Source organism: Variovorax sp. YR266, from assembly GCF_900107295.1.
Taxonomy (GTDB): domain Bacteria; phylum Pseudomonadota; class Gammaproteobacteria; order Burkholderiales; family Burkholderiaceae_C; genus Variovorax.
On sequence record NZ_FNPM01000022.1, the window covers coordinates 50,068 to 70,367 of the forward strand.

Below are 20,300 nucleotides of genomic sequence, written 5' to 3' on the forward strand. Positions count from 1 at the left end.
GCCTTCGAGCTCGCGCAAGGCGAACTCATCCAAGGCGGCATGGCAGCTCTTGCGAGATGCAACGGTGAATGATGAATCTGGTAATGGACAAGACAGTCCCGCTCGTCATGGCGCTCTCGGTAGCGCTATTGGCTTTGGTGGCTTGCGATGGCAAGAGCACTGCAACGACGGCAGGCAGCACCACTGGCCCGCGCAAGCCGCCCCTGAGCCTGGGCGCACAGGTCGGGCAGTTGGCCTTCTTCGACAAGAACCTGTCGAGCGGCAGGAACATGTCGTGCGCGAGCTGCCATGACCCTCAATACGCCTACGGTCCGCCGAACAGCATCTCGGTGCAGCTGGGCTCCGACATCACGCAGACCGGCGCGCGCGCCGTGCCCTCGCTGCGCTACAGGGAATCGACGCCGGCCTACGACGACAACGCGCCGAACCCCGACGGCGTGACCACCAGTTCGCCTGGCGGCGGCTTCATGGCGGATGGCCGCGCGGCGACGCTGGCGACGCAGGCCGGAATGCCGCTGCTCAACCCGCTCGAGATGAACAACGCCTCCAAGGAGGCGGTCATGAAGGTGGTCCAGAGCAGCACCTATGCCGGCTTGTTCAAGCAGGCTTTCGGCGCCGATGTGTTCGACAACACCGACAAGGCTTTCGACGCCCTCGGCACTGCGATCCAGGCACTGGAGACTGAAGACATCAGCTTTCACCCGTACAGCAGCAAGTACGACCTCCATGTCTTCAACAAGCTCGGCGGCACGCTGACGCCGGCCGAGCGGCGCGGCGAGGTTCTGTTTCACAGCACCGGCGTCACCAACTGCTCGGGCTGCCACTACACGGGCGCCAACTTCAACGGCAACACCGGCCTGATGACGGACTTCACCTACCAGGCCCTGGGTGCGCCGCGCAATGACAGGTCGATCCCGAACAATCCGGATCCGATTCCGGCCAACGACGACCCGAAATACTTCGACATGGGACTGTGCGGCCCCTACCGCACCGACCACATGCCCGCCACGCCGGACACGCCCAACCCGTACTGCGGCATGTTCAAGGTTCCCGGGTTGCGCAACGTGGCGACGCGGGGTGCCTTCTTCCATAACGGCGTGCTCCACTCGCTGGAGCAGGTCGTCAACTTCTACAACACGCGGGACACCAACCCGGAGTATTGGTACCCCGCCAACAACGACGGCTCCGGTGCGCCGCAGGCCAACCCGAGCTGGGCGTTGCAACCCACCCACGTGCCGGGCGCAACGGTCAACAAGTACAACGACCTGCCGCGCTCGCAGCAAGGCAGCATCGACGAGGAAGTGCCGCTGGGCACCGGCGAGGGCGGCGAGAAGACGCTTGCCAGCGGCACGCGGCCGCGCGCGCCTAGCTCCCCACCGGTCATGACACCGCAGCAGATCGCCGACCTGGTCTGCTTCCTGGGCACGTTCAGTGACGGTTACCAGCCTCCCTCCGCCGCACCGACCATGGGCAGGTGCGTGAAGTGAAGACGAACACAACCTCGGTCCTTGCCCGACGCGTCGGCGGCGTCGCGTCCCTGCTGGTGTTGCTGGCCTCGCTGGCCTTGCTCGCCGGCTGCGACAACGAACAGGCGCGCTTTCCGGATCGCGACAACTTCACGGCGACAGTCAACGACTATCTCGCGCAGCGCGGGCACGTCTGCCTGGCCAAATACGCCTGGCCGATCACGGTGCCGGCCGGATCGCACGAGCCCGATGCGCAGCAGATGCCGGTGCTCGAAAAGCTGGGCCTGGTGACCGGCAAGGATGTCGCCATCACCGTGCCGGCCCGCGAATACGCGCTGACCGATGCGGGGCGCAAGTACTACCTCCAGGTGCCCGTGGTGATCCGCACCACGACGCAGACGGTCACGCACCCGGCCGACTTCTGCGCGGCCACCCTGAGCCTGGATCGCCTGATCGGCTGGGACCCGCCGCAAACACGCGATGGCCGCACCGCGACCTCGTTGCTCTTCACCTACCGCATCGCGCCCGATCCCTGGGCAACAGCGCCCGAAGTGCAGCAGGTCTTTCCGTTGCTGGCGCGCGCCATCCAGCGCGAAGGAACGATGCAGGTGCGCCTTGGCGTTCACCTCACGCGGCGCGGCTGGGTCGCGGACGAACTGGATGCGCACTAGGTCCGCGATCGCCATGCACTGCCTGCTACCCGTAAATCAACCAGAGACCCCATGAATCTCCGCTCCATCCGCTCGGGTCGGCACACCCGGACTTCGATCAAGACCCTGACGGGCATCGCCATCGTCTGTGCGCTGGCCGCATGCAGCGCCAGCCACGACGCCAAGGCACCCACCGCCGAGAACCTCGCGGCTGCACTGGATGACCACCTGGCCCAGCGTGGCGACATCTGCCTTTCAATGTTCGACTGGCCGATCGACCTGACCGAAGCCGAGGCCGGCTCCGGCGCACGCCACGCCATCCAGTTTCCGGTGATGGAACAACTGGGCCTGGTGCACAGCACCATCGTCTCCGTACCGAAGAGCAGCGAGAACCCGGACGGCGCGGTCAAGCGATTCGAGCTGACCGACGCCGGCCGCAAGTTCTACAAGCCGCATCCGTACGCAAACCACGGCACCGAGCACGCCAACGACTTCTGCGTGGCGCACCTCAAGCGCGAGAAGATCGTCGACGTCAAGGTCGATGCATCCGACGCAAGCCATCCGCTGGTGGTGGTGAGCTACACCTACCAGATCGACACGGTGCCGTGGATGCAGAACGCCGACGCACAGCGCGTGTTCCCGATGATCACGCGCATCACGAATGGCGCGGGCGGGCAGCTGCAGCTTCGCCAGGGCTTCACGCTCGGCGACAAGGGCTGGGTCGCCCGGATGGGGCCGGTTTGACTCGCACCTGTGGTGCCTCATGAGCACCGTCATCCGCTTCTCGCCTGACCTGGGCCGCTGGCTCACGCACAACCTCAATGCCGGCCAGGCGCCGCACGCGTTGGTGGCCACCATGCTCAAGCAAGGCATGAACGAGCGCGCGGCGCAGGCCATCGTCGCGGCCTATGTCGATGCGCGCCAGCGTGGCGCAGCGATGCCGGCCGACGCCATCGAACTGCCGGACGAAGCTTCATCCAGGCCCGTGGCGCGACTCGCACCGGGCACGCGCATCCTGGCGGCCGACCGCGAGATCGTCGTGCACTCGCGCGGCGAAGACCCGGTCTTTGCCGCGCTCGGCAACGTCGTGGATGCCGACGAGTGCAAGGGCATCATCGAAATGGCGCGCCCGCGCCTGAAGCCTTCCACGCTGGTCGATCCGATGAGCGGCCGCGATGTGGTGAGCGACAAGCGCGCCAGCTGGGGCATGTTCTTCCGCCTGGGCGAGAACGACCTGGTCGCCCGTCTCGACCGGCGCCTGTCGGCGCTGATGAACCTTCCGCTGGAAAACGGCGAGGGGCTGCAGGTGCTGTACTACCCGACCGGCGCGGGGAGCGAGCCTCACTACGACTACCTGGCGCCCACCAACGTCGCCAACCGCGAATCCATCGCGCGAAGCGGCCAGCGCGTGAGCACCCTGGTGACCTATCTCAACGACGTGCAGGACGGCGGCCAGACCGTCTTTCCGCAGCTTGGCCTGGCGGTTTCGCCGATTCGCGGCAATGCCTGCTACTTCGAGTACGCCGATGAAAACGGCCGCGTCGACACGCGCTCCCTGCACGCCAGTGCGATCGTGACCCGGGGCGAGAAGTGGGTCATGACCAAATGGATGCGCGAGCGCCGCTTCGTGGCCGCCGGCGAAGTCGCGAGGCCCTTCGCGGGGTTTTGAAGATCGTCTTCGTGCGCATCCGGATTTCTGCGGATCGGCGCAAGACCCGTTTCAAGGCGCCGACGATCGTCAGCTCGACAGATGTTCCTGTTCGGCATGCTCAACTGGATGTTCACCTGGTTCCGCCCCGAGGGGCGCTTCACCTACGAGCAGATGGTGCCGATCGCGACTCAGCTGTTCGTCAACGGCATCTCGGGGATGGACATCGAGCCACGGAAGACAACGCGCAAGCAGTAGCGCGAGCAACTCGAGACCAATCTCTTCGGGATGCTGCACATGAGCCGGGCCCTCGCCGGGTACGGCGTCCCGCCGTGACTCAATAGACATCGCGGCGATAGCGGCCCTGCGCGACCAGGTCATCGAAGACCTGTTCACCCAGAGCCTCGCGCAGCGCCGAATCGACGCCCGGAGCCATGCCTTCGAGGCTGCCGCAGACATAGATCACGGCACGCTCGGCAACCCGTTGCCGCAACGCATCAGCAGCCTCGCGCAACCGGTCTTGCACGTACCGGCGTTGGGCCTGGTCGCGGGAGAACACCAGGTCGACGCGCTCAAGCGCTCCGGCGGCCTGCCATTGCGCGATGTCCGTGGCGCAGAAGGAATCGTGCGCGGCGTTCCGCTCGCCGTAGACCAGCCAGTTGCGCCCGTGTCCTCGCCGCGCGCGTTCGCGAAGATGCGCGCGCAGGCCCGCGAAGCCGGAACCGTTGCCGATGAAGATGCACGGCACCTCGTCGTCGACCAGCGCAAAACCGGGATTGGGCAGCAGGCGCAGCTCGATGGCGGCGTCAGCGGGAGCCGAGGCGGTCAGCCAGCCCGATGCGATGCCCAGTCCGTCATCGTGGCGGACCTGGCGCACCAGCAATTGCACGCAACCGTCCGTTGTGATCGATGCCACCGAGTAGCTGCGCGGCGCCAGCGGCACCAGTGTGTCGGCCAACGCCTGCGCGGTTGCGGCGGATGTCGCTGTCGTAAGCGTGCTGCGAGACAGGGCATCTTCGAGCGTGCGCTCATGGCCATCGAAGCGGACGAGTGTTCGTCCGTCGAGCCCGGCGTCGCGCAGGGCCCGCTCGACTGCGGGGCCAGCCTGGCGCGGCAGCAGTTCGACGAGTGCGCCTGGCTTCCAGGCTTCCGAATCGGGGCGGGCCAGTTCGATCTCGAAGAGGGGGGCACCTTGACTGCCTGCGTTGAGCAGGGTGCGGCGCACGAGGCGCCACGGCTCGAAGGGTGCCACCTTCGGCTGGTGTCTTTGCCACGTGTCGACCTGCACCGCGAACGCGTCGGCCAGCGACTGCTGCCAGCGCGCGAGGGCGCCGGCATCGCCGTTGCTCACTTCGATCATCGGGAACAACGCCTGAGCGCCATGGCCGCGCAGATCGTGGTCGAGCGCCCTGCCGAAGCCGCAGAAGTTGGCGTAGTGCCTGTCGCCCAATGCGAGCAAACCGTAGTGCACGTGCTGCAAGCCGGAACCGGTCTGTCGCGCGAACTGGCGTGCAAAGGCGCGCAGGCTGTCTGGCGGATCGCCGTCGCCGAAGGTGCTGGCCACCAGCAGCACCTTGCGGTAGCGCTGCAGCGCATCCACGCTCAGGCGCACCAGTGGCTGCAGCACCACCGCGACGCCGGCCGATTGCAGCACCGCCGCCGTCTGCAACGCGACGCGCTCTGCATGGCCGGTCTGGGTCGCGAAGGTGAGCAGCACGGGCTCGGCGCCGTGGCTGTCCGGTGGCAGGGCCGGGCTGAGGCGTGCGCGTTCGTCGCGCACCGCGCGCTTCGTGCGCCGGCGCCCGAGATAGAGCATCCATCCCGTGATCGCGAACAGCGACAGCCCCAGGCTGCTGAGCGTCATCACGATGCGGCCCGGCAGGCCCCAGTAGGTTCCCATGTGCAGCGGATAGATGCTGTTGACCAGCCGGCCCGCCAATGGCTTGTCGGCGTAGCGTTCATGCTGCGTGGCTTCACCGGTGACGGCGTCGAGATAGAGACGGTTGCGCGCGCGCTCGTGCTCGGGGTTGGCGCGCAGGTAGGTCGCTTCGATCTGCGTTGCGTTGCGCGTGGGCATGCGCAGCGTGACCAGGCTCCAGTCGCCGTTGGTTTCCTGCAGGAAGGATTGCCACACTCGTTGCAGGTCGGGCTTGGGCGCCGCAGTTGCCTTGGCAGCCGCGCCGCCGGCCTGCATGCGCTGCGTGCGGACCATGCGACCTTCGCCTGCTGCGTTGTCGACCAGCGTTCGCACACCATCGAAGCCCCAGTAGAGGCCCGTCAGGCTGGAGGCCAGGTACGCCAGCAGCGCAATGGTGCCGACCACCGCATGCAGGTTCCAGAGGAATGCGCGACCGGTGAGCGCGAAGTCCAGCTTCAACCAGGCCCGCCAGGCAAGCGGCCGGCGCGGCCAGCGCAGATAGAGGCCCGACAACGCCAGGATCAGCAGGCCCGTGGCCAGGGTGCCGGTGACGGGCTTGCCTGTGTCGCGGGGCAGCAGCAGCCATCGGTGCAGGCTTTCGACAATCTCGAAGAAGGCGTCTCCCTTCGGCTCGGGCAGCAGCTCGGCCGTCCATGGATCGACCAGCCGCACTTCGCCCTGGCGCTGGCCTTCCGGTGGGGCGAAGTTGACGCGCGCTGGCCGCCCGGGTTCGGCAAACACGGTGAGCGTGACGATCCGGCGCTTCGGATGCGCCGCCTGCAGCTGCTGTGCCAGTGCCGCGGGCAACAGCGCCGCCGCGCCGCCCGGGTTGGGCGCATGGCGCAGTTCGGGATTGATCGCGTCGATGATCTCGGCGCGAAAGGAGAGCGTGGCGCCGGTCAGCCCGATCAGCACGAGCACGGACCCGGCCGTGATGCCGATGAACCAGTGGATCTGGAACCAGGCGCGCCTCAGGAGGGCCATGTCGGGAAGTGGGGTTGGGGCCGCCGTGGGCGCGGCTGGGTTGTTGTTGGTGTCAGAGATCGATCTTCAGCGTTGCCTTGACCGAGCGCGGCGTTCCAACGGCCAGCCGCGTGCCGGCCGCCGCCCAGTAGCGCTTGTCGGCGACGTTGTCGATGTTGATCTGCCACAGGGTGCGCTTGCCGAACAGCTGCGTGACGTAGCGGGCGCCCAGGCCGAAGATGGTGTTTCCGCCGATGAACGCCTGGTTCAGGTCGTCCACCGGGCGCCGCCCCGTGTAGTAGGCCCCGCCGTTGACCGACAGGCCCGGCACTGCCGCGATGTCGTACGAGAGGAAGGCGCTGGCCGTCTGCTTGGCGGTGTTCTCGGGCATCTTCCCGTTGTACTGCGCGTTGATGTCGCGGAACTCTGCGTCGAGCGATTGGGCCGAGAGTTGCCAAGCGAGTGCGCGGGTCAGGCGGCCCTGTGCCGAGAGTTCGAGGCCGCGGTAGCGCTGCCGGCCGTCGGCCACGAAGGTGTTGGCGCTGTTGGTGTAGGCGCCCGGGCGTTCGATGTCGAACAGGGCGCCGGACAGCAGCATGCCGCCGCTGGTGAGCCAGCGCAGGCCGATTTCTTTCTGCTTGCTCACGCCGGGCGGCATGTGGGCGTTCTGGTTGGTGGTGCCGGCGGGTGCGATTTCGCCTTCCTCGACGCCTTGCGCGTACGACACGTAGCCCATCAGGTCCGGCGTGAACTTGTAGCTGAGCGCCGCGAGCGGTGTGGTCTTGCGCACGTCGAATGCGATCAGGGGGATCGTGGCGCTTGCGCCCTGCGTGCTCTCGAAGTGCGTATGGCGCGCACCGACCACCAGTTGCCATTGCGGCGAGAAGGTGATGCGGTCGAGTGCGTAGAGGCCCAGTTCCTTGCTGTCCTGCGCCCCGGTGGTGGGCCGGGTCGGGAGCGCGGTCAGCGGCAGGTAGCCGATGACGACCGGGTTGTACAGGTTCTGCGCGGTACTCGCGCCGCCGTAGTTGCGCTGGTAGATCGGATCCTGAGTTTTCTTGCTCTGCGCGGCGCCGATGGTGAGTTCGTGCTGCATGCTGCCGGTCGAGAAGGTGCCGAAAAGCTCCGTGCGGAACAGGTCGGAGGTCTGCTTCAGGCTCTGGTCGTTGCCGGTGATGCGGCCTGCGCCGGTCAGCACGTTGTAGTTGCTGAAGCTGGCGAGCCTGCGGTCGCGCTCGGCTTCGGAGTGACCGGCTTCCACCGTCAGTGCCCAGTTGTCGCTGAGCGAATAGTCGGCGCGCAACTGGGTGTTGGTGACTTCGGCGTCGAAGACCGCCCAGGCCGGGCCCAGCAGCCTGTTCGGGTCGGGCAGGGCTGGCAGGGTGATCACGCCGTTGACGGCCGCCGGCCTCGTGATGCCGGCCTGCTCGGTGATGCGCTTGCGGTAGTTTTCGACGTCGGCCTTGAGGGTGAGGCGGCTGTTGACGCGCCAGTCGAAAGCGGCCGACACGAACCTGCGATTGCCGTCTATGCCGTCGATGTTGGAGCCGACGCGGCCGCCGGCCGCGTTGATTCGCACCCCGAACTGGTTCTGGTCGCCGAACTGGCGCCCGATGTCGGTGGAGGCCTGCAAGGAGCCCTTGTCGTCGACGGTGAGGCCGACGGAAGTCACCGGCGTGCTGCCGGCGCGCTTGGTCACCAGGTTGATGATGCCGGCCGGCGTGGTGAAGCCGTAGTAGAGCGCCGAGGCTCCCTTCAGCACCTCGACACGCTCCTTGTTCTCCATGGGGATCTCGGAGACGTTGGGAATTGCGAGGGAGCCGTTGAGCCGGTAGTTCGTCCGGTTCTCGACCGCGATGCCGCGGATCACGAGCTGGTCGAAGGTGTCGCCGCCGTTCTGCTGGCGCGTCACGCCGGCGGTGTTGCGCAGCACGTCGTAGATACCTGTCGCGCCCTGGAGCTCGAACACATCGCTCGTGACCGTGTTGACCGTCGCGGGAACCTCCAGGATGTTGGCGCCCCGGAATGTGCCGGCCTCCACGGTGTTCGCGACGAATCCATTGGTCGCGCTGGATTGCACCGTGACTGTGCTGAGTTGCCCGGACGCATCGGAGGCGGGATCGGGCGTTTGTGCGTGAGAGTAAGAAACGGCGCCCGCGAGCGCGAGTGGCGTTGCCAGAAGAAGCTTGTGCATGGAGCGTGCGAGCCCGCGCCGCGTGCAAGCGCGCAGTACTCAAAGAGAATTCACGCGAAGTTTATCTCATGCGTACGGATGAGAATCATTCTCTATTTTGTGCGGGTGCCTTCGATGCGGAGTTTGCTGCTAGAGCTCGCGCCACCAGCGCCGCCCCGTGTGCGGCTGGGCCAGCGACAGTTGTTCGCCCATGGCCGGTGTGGCCAGCTCGATGCCGGCTGCTTCAGCCAGTGCCTGGATGCGGTCGAAGGGCTCGTGCCAGGCGTGCATCGCCAGGTCGAAGGTGCCGTTGTGCACGGGCATCAGCCAGCGGCCCTTGAGATCGAGATGGGCCTGCAGCGTTTCTTCGGGCTGCATGTGCACCTCGGGCCACTGTGCGTCGTAGGCGCCGGTTTCGAGCATCGTCACATCGAAGGGGCCGAAGCGCTCGCCGATGGTCTTGAAGTCGGCGTGGTAGCCGGTGTCGCCGCTGAAGAACAGGCGCAGGTCGCCGGCCATGATCACCCACGACACCCACAGGGTGCGGTCGCTGTCGGTAAGGCTGCGCCCGGAAAAATGCTGCGCCGGCACCGCCACCAGCCGCACGCCCGCCACAGCCGTCTGCTGCCACCAGTCGAGCTGCTGCACCTTGGCCGCGTCCACGCCCCAGGCGATCAGGCGGTCGCCCACGCCGATGGGCGTGATGAACACATCCACCTTGGGCGCCAGCTTCATGATGGCGGCGTGGTCCAGATGGTCGTAGTGGTCGTGCGACAGGATCACGCCCTTGATCGGCGGCAGATCGTCGATGGCAATGGGCGGCGCATGAAAGCGCTTCGGCCCCATCCACTGGAACGGTGATGCGCGTTCGGAGAACACCGGGTCGGTGAGCCAGAACTCGCCGGCGAGCTTCAGGAGCAGGGTGGAATGCCCGAGACGGAACAGGCTCGCGTCGGGTGCGGCGGCCAGTGCTGCCGCGCTGAGGGGCTGCACCGGAATCGGCGCGCGCGGCACCGTGGTGTCGGGCTTCTGCGTCAATATGCGCCAGGCGATGGCGAGCGTCTTGGCGAAACCGGGTTCCTCGCGTGGCACGACGTTGCGGAACTTGCCGTCAAGCTGTCGCGGCGACGAGGCGCGAACGACGGGCTCGCTGCGGCGAAGGCAGAGGGACTGGTTGGTCATGCGGAGCACTCCGATCAAGAGGGAGGATAAAAAGTACACCACGCGGTGTAATTTTTCGGAGTGTACAGCGAAATTCAAAAAAGTAAACTCAGCGGTGTAAAATCCGCCAATGACCCAGGCTATACGTCTTACCGACCGCAAGCGCGAGGCGATCGTCCAGGCCGCCATCGCCGAGTTCCGCGCCAGCGGCTTCGAGGCTACGAGCGTCGACAAGATCGCCGCCCGCGCCGAGGTTTCGAAGCGCACGCTGTACAACCACTTTCCGAGCAAGGACGAACTCTTCGCCGAGATCCTGCGCGTGCTGTGGGAAAGCGCCGCGAGCCAGGAAGAGCTGCCCTATCGCGCCGATGCGCCGGTGCGCGAGCAGTTGCTCGCGCTGCTGATGCAGAAAATGTCCCTGCTGGCCGACGACAACTTTCTCGACCTCGCACGCGTGGCCATCGCGGCCGCCATCCATTCGCCTGAACGCGTGCAGGAGATGATGAATCGCCTGGGCCAGAAGGAAGGCGGGGTGCTCGGCTGGATTCGCGCCGCACAGAAGGACGGCCGCCTGAAGGCAGGCGACGCTTCATTGGCCGCGCAGCAACTGGAGAGCCTGGTCAAGGGCGTGGCCTTCTGGCCGCAGGTCGCGCTGGGCCAGCCCAAGCTGGCGCCGCGTGCGCAGCGGCAGATCGCCAATGCGGCGGTAGACCTGTTCCTCAGCCACTACGAGGCATAAGCCAAGATTCGCGTTGCCGCACGCGATTGCGGCCGTCCGCGCCCGCAAGGTGCCGACGGCCGTAATTTCGTGCGTCACTTTCATCCCCGCCAACGCGGCTGCCGTCAACCCTCAAGAGCGGAAAACAGCTTCCATCTCGCTGGCTGACGACGTCGCCGTCAATCAGCGCTTGTGCTCGCGCGCCAACTCCTTCAGCGCGAGAAAGCCGTCTTCCAATGCAAGATCGAATTCAGGGAAGTTCTTCGGAGAGCGCGCCACCTGCACATCGATGATGCCCGTCTCCTTGCGCTCCATGAGCGTCCAGGAAAACGCGTGAGGTTCAACCTCGTCGATGATGACCCGGAGCTGGCTTGCCGGGACCATGGTGCGTTCCAAGGTGCGGCCTCTGGCGGAGTTTCAGTGTGCTGCCAGGACCTGCGCCTGATAGGACACATCCAGCAGCTTTCCCTTTCTCGCGTAGTAGCGGTCGAGCCGCCACTCCTTCAGGATTTCCATCGCAAGACTGAAGGTGCCGAGGCTCAGCGTGTAGAGGCTGGCAAGAGGGAAGTCGCCCTCGGATTCCAGGGCCAGCACGAGTCGGGCCAGAGTCAGGGACTCCTCGCCGTTCGGGTCGGCCGTGATGATCTGGCGTGCTTCTTTGATCGCGTTCATCGAGGTCCTTTGTGGGGTCTTTCGAGCGCTGTCACTGCGGCGAACCGCAGCCTTGGCCTACCGGCAGCCGTCAAGGGGCACGTGCTTTCGCTTGTTTCAAAGCGATGCGTCGTTCCTTCGCATACCGCGCTCTCCGGATTTTTATATTCTTTTTACAGCCCGCTCCCAAGATTTATCCCTGTTTTTACGCGCGCCTGCAGAGACTCACTGACTTGTTTCGTTTGCAGGAGTGATGAATGGACATCGTGTGGATTGCCGCCATTGCGGTCATGTGGGTCGTAGTGGCCGAACTGGTAGTCGGGCTGCACAAGCTCGATACGCCCAAGGGAGAACGGCCATGATCGGACTTGAAGTCCTCTACGGGTTCGCCGGGCTTATCGCCGTGATCCTGTTCGCCTACCTCGTCTTTGCGCTCATCTGCGCCGAGGAGTTCTGATCATGAGTAGCTCGGCCTGGGGGCTTCTGGCCTTCTATCTCGTCGTGCTGCTGTTGCTTGCATGGCCGCTCGGACGTTTTCTGGCGGCGATGTGCAATGGCCATATGCCGCGTTGGACTCAACGCGTCGAAGCACCTCTCTACAAGCTTGCCGGGGTCTCGCCCGACAACTCCATGCACTGGCGCAGCTACGCCTTTGCGCTGCTCGCGTTCAACGCGGTCGGTGCACTGGCTGTCTATGGCCTGCAACGACTGCAGGGCTGGCTGCCGTTCAACCCGGCGGGCATGACGGCCGTGTCGCCCGACTCGGCCTTCAACACCGCTGTGAGCTTTGTCTCCAACACCAACTGGCAGGGCTATGCCGGTGAATCGACCATGAGCTATCTCACGCAGATGCTCGGCCTCACGGTGCAGAACTTCTTCTCCGCCGCCACGGGCATTGCAGTGGCCTTCGTGCTGGTGCGCGGCTTTGCGGCGCGCCGCACCGACGGCAAGGGTTTCGTGGGCAACTTCTGGGTCGATGTCACGCGCATCACGACCTGGCTTCTGCTGCCGATCTCCTTCGTGCTCGCGATGCTCCTCGCGGGCCAGGGCGTGATCCAGAACTTCGACGCCTACAAGACCGTGGACACGCTCGAGACCACCGCCTTCCAGCAGCCGAAGAACGACGCCAATGGCCAGCCGCTGAAGGACGACAAGGGCCAGCCGGTGATGGAAGACGCCACCACCAAGACGCAGACGCTCGCCATGGGCCCGGTTGCTTCGCAGGAAGCCATCAAGATGCTCGGCACCAACGGCGGCGGCTTCTTCAATGCCAACTCGGCGCATCCGTACGAGAACCCGACGGCGTTTGCGAACCTGCTGCAGATGCTCGCGATCTTCGTGATCCCGGCGGCGCTGTGCTTCACCTTCGGCCGCGTGGTCGGCGACATCCGCCAGGGCTGGGCCGTGCTCGCGGCCATGACGGTGATCTTCGTCATCGCCGTGGTCGTGCTCACCCCCGCCGAGCAGGCCGGCAACCCGCTGCTGACGCCGCTGGGCGTCGACCAGGTGTCGAGCGTGCTGCAAAGCGGCGGCAACATGGAAGGCAAGGAAGTGCGCTTCGGCATCGACGCCTCGGCCCTCTTCGCCGCCATCACCACGGCCGCCTCGTGCGGCGCGGTGAACGCCATGCACGACTCGCTCACCCCGCTCGGCGGCATGGTGCCCATGGTGCTGATGCAGCTCGGCGAAGTGGTGTTCGGCGGCGTGGGCACCGGGCTCTACAGCATGCTGATCTTCGCGATCCTGGCGGTGTTCATCGCCGGCCTGATGATCGGCCGCACGCCCGAGTACCTCGGCAAGAAGATCGAGGTCTATGAGATGAAGCTCACCTCGGTCGCCATTCTTGTGACGCCGATCCTGGTGCTGGCCGGCACGGCCGTTGCCGTGATCGCCGATGCGGGCAAGGCCGGCATCGCCAACCCCGGCGCGCATGGGTTCTCGGAGATCCTGTACGCGCTGACCTCGGCCGGCAACAACAACGGCAGCGCCTTCGCGGGCTTGTCGGCCAACACGCCGTTCTACAACGCGCTGCTGGCGGTCGTCATGTGGTTCGGCCGCTTCGGCGTGATCGTGCCGGTGCTCGCCATTGCCGGCGCGCTCGCCGCCAAGAAGCGCCTTCCGGTCACGGCCGGCACCATGCCCACGCATGGGCCGCTGTTCGTGACGCTGCTGATCGGCACCGTGCTGCTGGTGGGCTTGCTCAACTACGTGCCGGCGCTCGCGCTGGGACCGGTCGTCGAGCACCTGATGCTGTGGGCGAAGTGAGGCCCGGACCATGACTACAAAGACCAATACTTCCCTTTCGCTGTTCGATGCAGCGCTCCTGCGGCCCGCCCTCTGGGCCTCCGTCACCAAGCTGAGCCCGCGGGTGCAGTGGCGCAATCCGGTGATGTTCATCGTCTACATCGGCAGCATCCTGACGACGCTGCTCTGGGTGCATGCGATGAGCTTCCCGGGCGACACCGGCATGAAGCCCGCCTTCGTGCTGGCCGTGACCATCTGGCTGTGGTTCACCGTGTTGTTCGCCAACTTCGCCGAAGCACTGGCAGAAGGCCGCAGCAAGGCGCAGGCCGCCTCGCTGCGCGGCCTGCGCAAGGACACCTGGGCCAAGAAGCTGCATGAGCCGCACCATGGCGCGCAGTGGCTGCCCGAACAGGCGCCCAACCTGCGCAAGGGCGACGTCGTGCTGGTCGAGACCGGTGACGTCATTCCGCTCGACGGCGAAGTCATCGAAGGCGTGGCCTCGGTCGACGAAAGCGCCATCACCGGCGAATCGGCGCCCGTGGTGCGCGAATCGGGCGGCGACTTCTCGGCTGTGACCGGCGGCACCCGCGTGCTGTCCGACTGGCTGGTGGTGCGCGTCTCGGTGAACCCGGGCGAGTCGTTCCTCGACCGCATGATCACCATGGTCGAGGCCGCCAAGCGCCAGAAGACGCCCAACGAAATCGCGCTCACCATCCTGCTGGTTGCGCTCACGCTGGTGTTCCTGATCGTCACCGCCACGCTGCTGCCGTTCTCGATATTCAGCGTCGGTGCATCCAATGCGGGAACCGTGGTGTCGCTCACCGCGCTGGTCGCGCTGCTGGTGTGCCTGATCCCGACCACCATCGGCGGCCTGCTGTCGGCCATCGGCGTGGCCGGCATGAGCCGCATGATGCAGGCCAACGTGATCGCCACCTCGGGCCGCGCGGTGGAAGCCGCCGGCGACGTCGACGTGCTGCTGCTCGACAAGACCGGCACCATCACGCACGGCAACCGCCAGGCCACTTCGTTCCTGCCCGCGCCCGGCATTCCGAAAGCCCGCCTGGCCCGCTCTGCGATGCTCGCATCGCTGGCCGACGAAACGCCCGAAGGCCGCAGCATCGTGGAGCTGGCCCGCCGCGACGGCCTCGACGCAGCGACGTCGGTCGAGGGCGCGCATTTCGTGCCCTTCACCGCGCAGACCCGCATGAGCGGCGTCGACCTGCCCGCCGCGCCCAACAGCCTCGACACTGATGCCGTCCAGCTGCGCAAGGGCGCGGTCGATGCGGTGCGCCGCCACGTCGAGGCGCTAGGCGGCAGCATGGCGCCCGAGGTGCTGCGCGCGGCCGAAGAAGCGGCCCGTCGCGGCAGCACGCCGCTGGCCGTGGCCGAAGGCAACCGCGTGCTTGGTGTGGTCGAGCTCAAGGACATCGTCAAGACCGACATCAAGGAGCGCTTTGCCGAGCTGCGCCGCATGGGCATCAAGACGGTGATGATCACCGGCGACAACAAGCTCACCGCCGCGGCCATCGCAGCCGAAGCCGGCGTCGACGACTTCCTGGCCGAAGCCACGCCCGAAGACAAGCTCGCGCTCATCCGCCAGTACCAGGCCGAAGGCCGCCTCGTGGCCATGACCGGCGACGGCACCAACGACGCCCCCGCGCTCGCGCAGGCCGACGTGGCCGTGGCCATGGGCAGCGGCACGCAGGCTGCGAAGGAGGCCGGCAACATGGTCGACCTCGACTCCAACCCGACCAAGCTGCTCGAAGTGGTGGAAACCGGCAAGGCGCTGCTGATGACGCGCGGCTCGCTCACCACCTTCTCGATTGCGAACGACGTAGCGAAGTACTTCGCCATCATTCCGGCGATCTTCGTATCGACCTATCCGCAGCTGGGCGCGCTGAACGTGATGCGGCTCGCGAGCCCGTCGTCGGCCATCCTGAGCGCGGTGATCTTCAACGCGCTGGTCATCGTGTTCCTGATTCCGCTGGCATTGAAGGGCGTGCGCTACCGGCCCGTCGGCGCCGCCGCGCTGCTGCGCCGCAACCTTGCCATCTATGGCCTGGGCGGCCTGGTCGTCCCCTTCATCGGCATCAAGTTGATCGACTGGCTTCTTGTAGCCGTCCATCTCGTCTGAGGAGTTCCCAATCATGAACAACAACGGCAATATCGTTCGCCCTGTACTCGTGGTCTTTGCGCTGCTGAGCGCACTCACCGGCCTGATCTATCCGATGGCCGTCACCGGCGCCGCGAAGGCGGTGTTTCCTTCGCAGGCGGCGGGCAGCCTGATCGTGCTCGACGGCACGACCGTGGGCTCCAGGCTCATCGGCCAGAACTTCAGCGACCCGAAGCACTTCTGGGGTCGTCCGTCGGCCACCGCGCCGCAGCCCTACAACGCGACCGCCTCGGGCGGCTCCAACCAGGGGCCGCTCAACCCCGCGCTGACCGATGCGGTGAAGGCGCGCGTCGAGGCGCTGCGCGCGGCCGATCCGGGCAACACCGCGCCGGTGCCGGTCGACCTCGTCACGGCTTCGGCCAGCGGGCTCGACCCCGACATCAGCCCCGCCGCCGCGCAATACCAGGCCGCGCGCGTGGCGCGCGTACGCGGCGTGCCGATCGAGCAGGTCAACGCGCTGATTGCAAGCAACACCCAGGCTCCGCTGTTCGGCTTGCTGGGCGAGTCGCGCGTCAACGTGCTGTCGCTCAACATTGCCCTCGACAAGGTGAAGTAAGGAGCGACGACTCCCGCGTCGCGCGAGCTGCACCATGGTGACTGACCTGTTCCACGTCCTTTGCGCGATGGCGGCGCTGTTCATTCCTCTGGGGTTCGCGTGGTTCATCGTGTCCCGCACTGCGCGCCGGCATGCGCGTGGAGCCAGGCGCAGGGAGTCCAAGGCAAGCGGTCCTGCTTCGCGCAAGGGCCCCACGCAACGCTAGCAGGCCTTGTCCATGCAAGATGTCATTCGCCCGGACCCCGATGCCCTGCTGGCCCAATTGCGAAACGACGAAGCGCGCGCACTGCGCGGCAAGCTGCGCATCTACTTCGGCGCCAGTGCCGGTGTCGGCAAGACCTGGGCCATGCTGAGCGCCGCGCAGCGCGAGCGCGCCTCCGGGCGCGACGTGCTCATTGGCGTGGTCGAGACCCACGGCCGCACCGAAACCGCCGCGCTGCTCACGGGGCTCGACACACTGCCGCTGCGCGAGCTGGACTACCGCGGCCGCACTCTCGCCGAATTCGATCTCGATGCCGCGCTCGCGCGCAAGCCCGCCGTGCTGCTGGTCGACGAACTGGCTCACACCAACGCCCCCGGCTCGCGCCACGCCAAGCGCTGGCAGGACGTACAGGAACTGCTGGCCGCGGGCATCGAGGTGTGGTCTGCCCTCAACGTGCAGCACCTCGAAAGCCTCAACGGCACGGTCGGCGCGATCACCGGCGTGCGCGTGCACGAGACCGTGCCCGACACCGTGCTCGACGAGGCCGACGAGGTGGTGCTGGTCGATGTCACGCCCGACGAGCTCACGGCGCGGCTCGCGGCCGGCAAGGTCTATCTGCCGCAGCAGGCCGAGCGCGCTGCGCAGAACTTCTTTCGCAAGGGCAACCTGATCGCATTGCGCGAGATCGCACTGCGCCGCACCGCCGAGCATGTGGAAGACGACGTGCGCGGCTGGCGCGTGGAGCAATCGGGCGCTGGCGGCAACGGGCAGGGCCGCGAGCTGCAGGCCTGGAACACCTCGGGCGCGATCCTCGCCTGCGTGGGCCCGCATGAAGGCGCGGCGCAGACGGTGCGCACGGCGGCGCGGCTCGCGGGCCAGCTCAATGTGCGCTGGCATGCGGCGTATGTCGAGACGCCCAGGCTGCAGCGGCTGGCCGCGGCGGAGCGCGACCGCATTCTCGCGGTGCTGAAGCTGGCCGAGGAACTGGGCGCAGTGACTGCGGTGCTGACTGGCGTCGACGTCGCGGCGGAACTTGCCGGGCAAGCCCAGCGGCTCAACTGCGCAACGCTGGTCGTGGGGCGTGCCGAAGCGGCCGAAGGCTGGCTGCGATGGTGGCCTTCGGCCGTGCTGACGCGTGAGCTCGCCCGCCACGCTCCAGGCCTCGACATCGTCGAGGTCGCGCGAGCCGAAAGCTCCCGGCGAATCGCGCATGGGCGTCCCGGCCGGCTTGCCGACGACAACGTGGAAGACACGGACAGGCCACGGGCGCGATGGCCCGGCTACGCCTTTACCGCGGCGATCAGCGTGGGCATCACGCTGGTTGCCATGCCGCTGTCGAATGTGCTGGAGCTGACCAACATCGTGATGCTGTTCCTGCTCGGCGTAGTCGGTTCGGCGCTGCGCTTCGGGCGCGGACCGGCGGCTTTCGCTGCGCTGCTCAATGTTGCGGCCTTCGACTATTTCTTCGTGCCGCCGCGGCTGTCCTTCAGCGTCAGCGACGTGCAGTACGTCCTGACCTTCGTCGTCATGCTCGGCGTCGGCCTGCTGGTGGGGCAGCTCACGGCCGGGCTGCGCTTCGCGGCCGGCGTGTCCGCCAGCCGCGAGCGACGGGCGCAATCGCTGTTCGAACTCACGCGCGAGCTGTCGGCTGCGCTCGAGAGCACGCAGGTTGTCGAGCTCGGAGCAGCGGCGGTCGAAGGCCATTTCGGCGGCCGTGCGCTGGTGCTGGTGACGGACGCGAACGACCGTCTCGTGATGCCGTCGCAGGCACCCAAGGGATTCGACGCCTCCGTCGCCGATTGGTCGTTTCGCCAGGGCCAGCCGGCCGGACTCGCAACCGCCACGCTGGCGGCACAACCTTGGCACTACGTGCCGCTGCAGGCGCCGATGCGCATTCGCGGCGTGCTCGCGCTGTCGCCGGCGCAGCCGCGCTGGCTGCTGATTCCCGAGCAGGCGCAGCAACTCGAGACGCTGGCGCGGCAGATCGCCATCGCGCTGGAGCGCGTGCATTACGTCGAGGTGGCCCAGCAGGCGGTGGTCGAAATGGAATCGGAGCGCCTGCGCAACGCCTTGCTCGGAGCGATTTCACACGATGTGCGCACCCCGCTCACAGCGTTGATCGCACTGGCCGAGTCGCTGCAGAACCTGCCGTCCGACGAGCACGTGGAGGCCGCTCGCGCAATCGTCTCGCAGGCACACCAGCTCCACGCGCTGGTCAGCAATCTGCTGGACATGGCGCGCCTCGAAAGCGGCATTGCCGGCGGCGCGGTGAACCTGCGGCGCGACTGGCAGTCGGTGGAAGAAGTCCTCGGGTCGGCGATCCGGGCGGCCGAACCGGCGCTGGGCGGCGTGCATGTGCAGACGGTGCTGCCGGTCGACTTGCCGCTCGTCGAGTTCGACGCCGTGCTCATCGAGCGCGTGCTCGTCAACCTGCTGGAAAACGCCGCGAAATACGGCGCGCCGCCGATCGTGGCGAGCGGCTCCGTCACCGACGCCGCCCTGGTGCTCACGGTGCGCGACCACGGGCCCGGCCTGCCCGACGTCGTGAAGGGCCATGAGCAGACGCTGTTCGACAAGTTCACGCGTGGGCAGGCGGAATCGGCCACGCCTGGCGTCGGCCTGGGTCTTGCCATCTGCAAGGCCGTGGTCAATGCGCACGGCGGAGACGTGACTGCCTCGAACTCGCAGGACGGTGGCGCCGAGTTCGTCGTGACATTGCCGCGGCGGGCCCCGCCGGTATCCATGGAAGCCCAGCTCTGAAGAACATGTCCTCACACACAGCCGTTGTCATTGAAGACGAGCCGCAGATCCGGCGGTTCGTGCGTGGTGCGCTCGAAACCGAAGGCTGGCAGGTGCACGAGGCCGGCACGCTGCGCGAAGGCCTGACGGCCGCAGGAACCCGCAGGCCCGACCTGCTCGTTCTGGACCTTGGACTGCCGGACGGCGACGGCGTATCGCTCATCCTCGACGTTCGCCGCTGGTCCGCCGTGCCGATCATCGTGCTGTCGGCACGCACCAGCGAGGCCGACAAGATCACCGCGCTGGATGCCGGCGCCGACGACTATCTGACCAAGCCCTTCGGCGCCGGCGAGTTGCTGGCGCGCGTGCGGGCCACGCTGCGCCGGCCGCGCCCGATCAGCGGTGCGGAGGAGGCCGAAGCCGTCTTTCGCTTCGGCGAGGTGGAGGTCGACCACGTCGCCCGGGTGGTGCGGCGCGCCGGTGTCGAAGTGCACCTCACGCCAACGGAATATCGCCTCCTGTCGGTGTTGATTGCCAACGTGGGGCGCGTGCTGACGCAACGCCAGTTGCTGATCACTGTGTGGGGTCCGGCGCAGACGGAGCAGAACCACTATCTGCGCATCTACATGGGGCATCTGCGCCAGAAACTGGAAGTCGACCCTGCGCAGCCGCGCCATCTGCTGACCGAGACGGCGGTGGGTTACAGGCTGTCCGTCTGACCAGGTCCGGCAGCGCCGGGGCATGAAGCCGCGATGAAATCTTTATGCGCGCGGCGCTACTTTTTACAAGGCTTTTATGAGGCGGCTTCTAGGCTATGCGCTTCCGTTTTTTTAACTATTGCCTCATGAAAAAAATCCCCAGCAGGGCCGCTTCCACCATCGCAGTCAAGCACGCGCTCGTGTTGATCTCTGCATTCGCCGCTTCGGGCGCAGCCCTGGCGCAAACAGCAACGACGGATGCCGCAGCAGCACCGGCAGCCGCTCCCGCCCCGAATCTCACGGGCAACGTGTCCATCACCACGAACTACAAGTTCCGTGG

17 protein-coding genes and 1 pseudogene are annotated in these 20,300 nt (G+C 66.7%); 13 read left to right on the forward strand and 5 right to left on the reverse strand.

Annotation, left to right across the window (positions count from 1 at the left end):
* Window positions 1-83: 83 nt before the first annotated feature.
* The 5 genes from BLW48_RS33070 to BLW48_RS35550 are packed head-to-tail and all read left to right on the forward strand — an operon-like array spanning window position 84 to window position 4,022.
* Window positions 84-1,487, forward strand: a complete 1,404-nt coding sequence (locus BLW48_RS33070) for a cytochrome-c peroxidase (protein ID WP_093179886.1) — start codon at window positions 84-86, stop codon at window positions 1,485-1,487.
* Window positions 1,484-2,137, forward strand: coding sequence for a hypothetical protein (locus BLW48_RS33075; RefSeq protein WP_256331056.1), 654 nt, complete (start codon window positions 1,484-1,486; stop codon window positions 2,135-2,137). The genes BLW48_RS33070 and BLW48_RS33075 overlap by 4 nt, the downstream gene beginning before the upstream one ends.
* 51 nt (window positions 2,138-2,188) lie before the next feature.
* The gene (locus tag BLW48_RS33080; protein ID WP_093179887.1) at window positions 2,189-2,860 is read left to right on the forward strand and encodes a hypothetical protein; all 672 of its coding nucleotides are present in this window, start codon (window positions 2,189-2,191) and stop codon (window positions 2,858-2,860) included.
* Window positions 2,861-2,879: 19 nt separating this feature from the next.
* On the forward strand, window positions 2,880-3,785 hold the full coding sequence (locus BLW48_RS33085; RefSeq protein ID WP_093179889.1) for a 2OG-Fe(II) oxygenase: 906 nt from the start codon (window positions 2,880-2,882) through the stop codon (window positions 3,783-3,785).
* A gap of 33 nt (window positions 3,786-3,818) precedes the next feature.
* Entirely contained in the window at window positions 3,819-4,022 is a 204-nt protein-coding gene (locus BLW48_RS35550) for a TetR-type transcription factor C-terminal domain-containing protein (RefSeq protein ID WP_256331058.1), read from the forward strand.
* A gap of 79 nt (window positions 4,023-4,101) precedes the next feature.
* On the opposite strand, the gene BLW48_RS33090 is transcribed toward BLW48_RS35550, so the two are convergent.
* From BLW48_RS33090 to BLW48_RS33100, 3 genes are all read right to left on the reverse strand, one after another.
* Window positions 4,102-6,666, reverse strand: a complete 2,565-nt coding sequence (locus tag BLW48_RS33090; protein ID WP_093179890.1) for a PepSY domain-containing protein — start codon at window positions 6,664-6,666, stop codon at window positions 4,102-4,104.
* Between the two features lie 52 nt (window positions 6,667-6,718).
* Complete coding sequence (locus tag BLW48_RS33095; RefSeq protein ID WP_093179892.1) at window positions 6,719-8,839, reverse strand: TonB-dependent siderophore receptor; 2,121 nt, start codon at window positions 8,837-8,839, stop codon at window positions 6,719-6,721.
* A 129-nt stretch (window positions 8,840-8,968) separates the two neighbouring features.
* A complete protein-coding gene (locus BLW48_RS33100) occupies window positions 8,969-10,000 on the reverse strand; it encodes an MBL fold metallo-hydrolase (RefSeq protein ID WP_093081867.1) in 1,032 nt (343 codons plus the stop codon).
* A gap of 109 nt (window positions 10,001-10,109) precedes the next feature.
* Here BLW48_RS33100 and BLW48_RS33105 point away from each other — a divergent pair, with 109 nt between their 5' ends.
* Window positions 10,110-10,718 (forward strand): TetR/AcrR family transcriptional regulator, encoded by a 609-nt coding sequence (locus BLW48_RS33105; protein WP_093059556.1) that lies wholly within the window; start codon window positions 10,110-10,112, stop codon window positions 10,716-10,718.
* A gap of 162 nt (window positions 10,719-10,880) precedes the next feature.
* On the opposite strand, the gene BLW48_RS33110 is transcribed toward BLW48_RS33105, so the two are convergent.
* Entirely contained in the window at window positions 10,881-11,093 is a 213-nt protein-coding gene (locus BLW48_RS33110) for a hypothetical protein (protein ID WP_093179893.1), read from the reverse strand.
* A gap of 21 nt (window positions 11,094-11,114) precedes the next feature.
* On the reverse strand, window positions 11,115-11,369 hold the full coding sequence (locus BLW48_RS33115) for a hypothetical protein (RefSeq protein WP_093059554.1): 255 nt from the start codon (window positions 11,367-11,369) through the stop codon (window positions 11,115-11,117).
* 337 nt (window positions 11,370-11,706) lie between these two features.
* Here BLW48_RS33115 and kdpF point away from each other — a divergent pair, with 337 nt between their 5' ends.
* The 7 genes and pseudogenes from kdpF to BLW48_RS33150 form a co-directional block, all read left to right on the forward strand.
* Window positions 11,707-11,805 (forward strand): K(+)-transporting ATPase subunit F, encoded by a 99-nt coding sequence (gene kdpF, locus BLW48_RS33120; RefSeq protein WP_093059552.1) that lies wholly within the window; start codon window positions 11,707-11,709, stop codon window positions 11,803-11,805.
* 2 nt (window positions 11,806-11,807) lie between these two features.
* Window positions 11,808-13,613: a potassium-transporting ATPase subunit KdpA gene (gene kdpA, locus BLW48_RS33125; RefSeq protein ID WP_093179895.1), complete on the forward strand. Its 1,806-nt coding sequence runs from the start codon at window positions 11,808-11,810 to the stop codon at window positions 13,611-13,613.
* 10 nt (window positions 13,614-13,623) lie between these two features.
* Window positions 13,624-15,726, forward strand: coding sequence for a potassium-transporting ATPase subunit KdpB (gene kdpB / locus BLW48_RS33130; RefSeq protein ID WP_093081877.1), 2,103 nt, complete (start codon window positions 13,624-13,626; stop codon window positions 15,724-15,726).
* Window positions 15,727-15,739: 13 nt separating this feature from the next.
* Window positions 15,740-16,321 carry a potassium-transporting ATPase subunit KdpC gene (gene kdpC / locus BLW48_RS33135; RefSeq protein WP_093059546.1) on the forward strand — a complete coding sequence of 194 codons (582 nt, stop codon included), beginning with the start codon at window positions 15,740-15,742 and terminating at the stop codon, window positions 16,319-16,321.
* 217 nt (window positions 16,322-16,538) lie between these two features.
* On the forward strand, window positions 16,539-19,283 hold the full coding sequence (locus BLW48_RS33140) for a DUF4118 domain-containing protein (protein WP_093179897.1): 2,745 nt from the start codon (window positions 16,539-16,541) through the stop codon (window positions 19,281-19,283).
* Window positions 19,284-19,288: 5 nt separating this feature from the next.
* Entirely contained in the window at window positions 19,289-19,981 is a 693-nt protein-coding gene (gene kdpE, locus BLW48_RS33145) for a two-component system response regulator KdpE (protein ID WP_093179898.1), read from the forward strand.
* 125 nt (window positions 19,982-20,106) lie between these two features.
* A pseudogene (locus BLW48_RS33150) lies at window positions 20,107-20,300 on the forward strand (hypothetical protein); the annotation flags it as partial.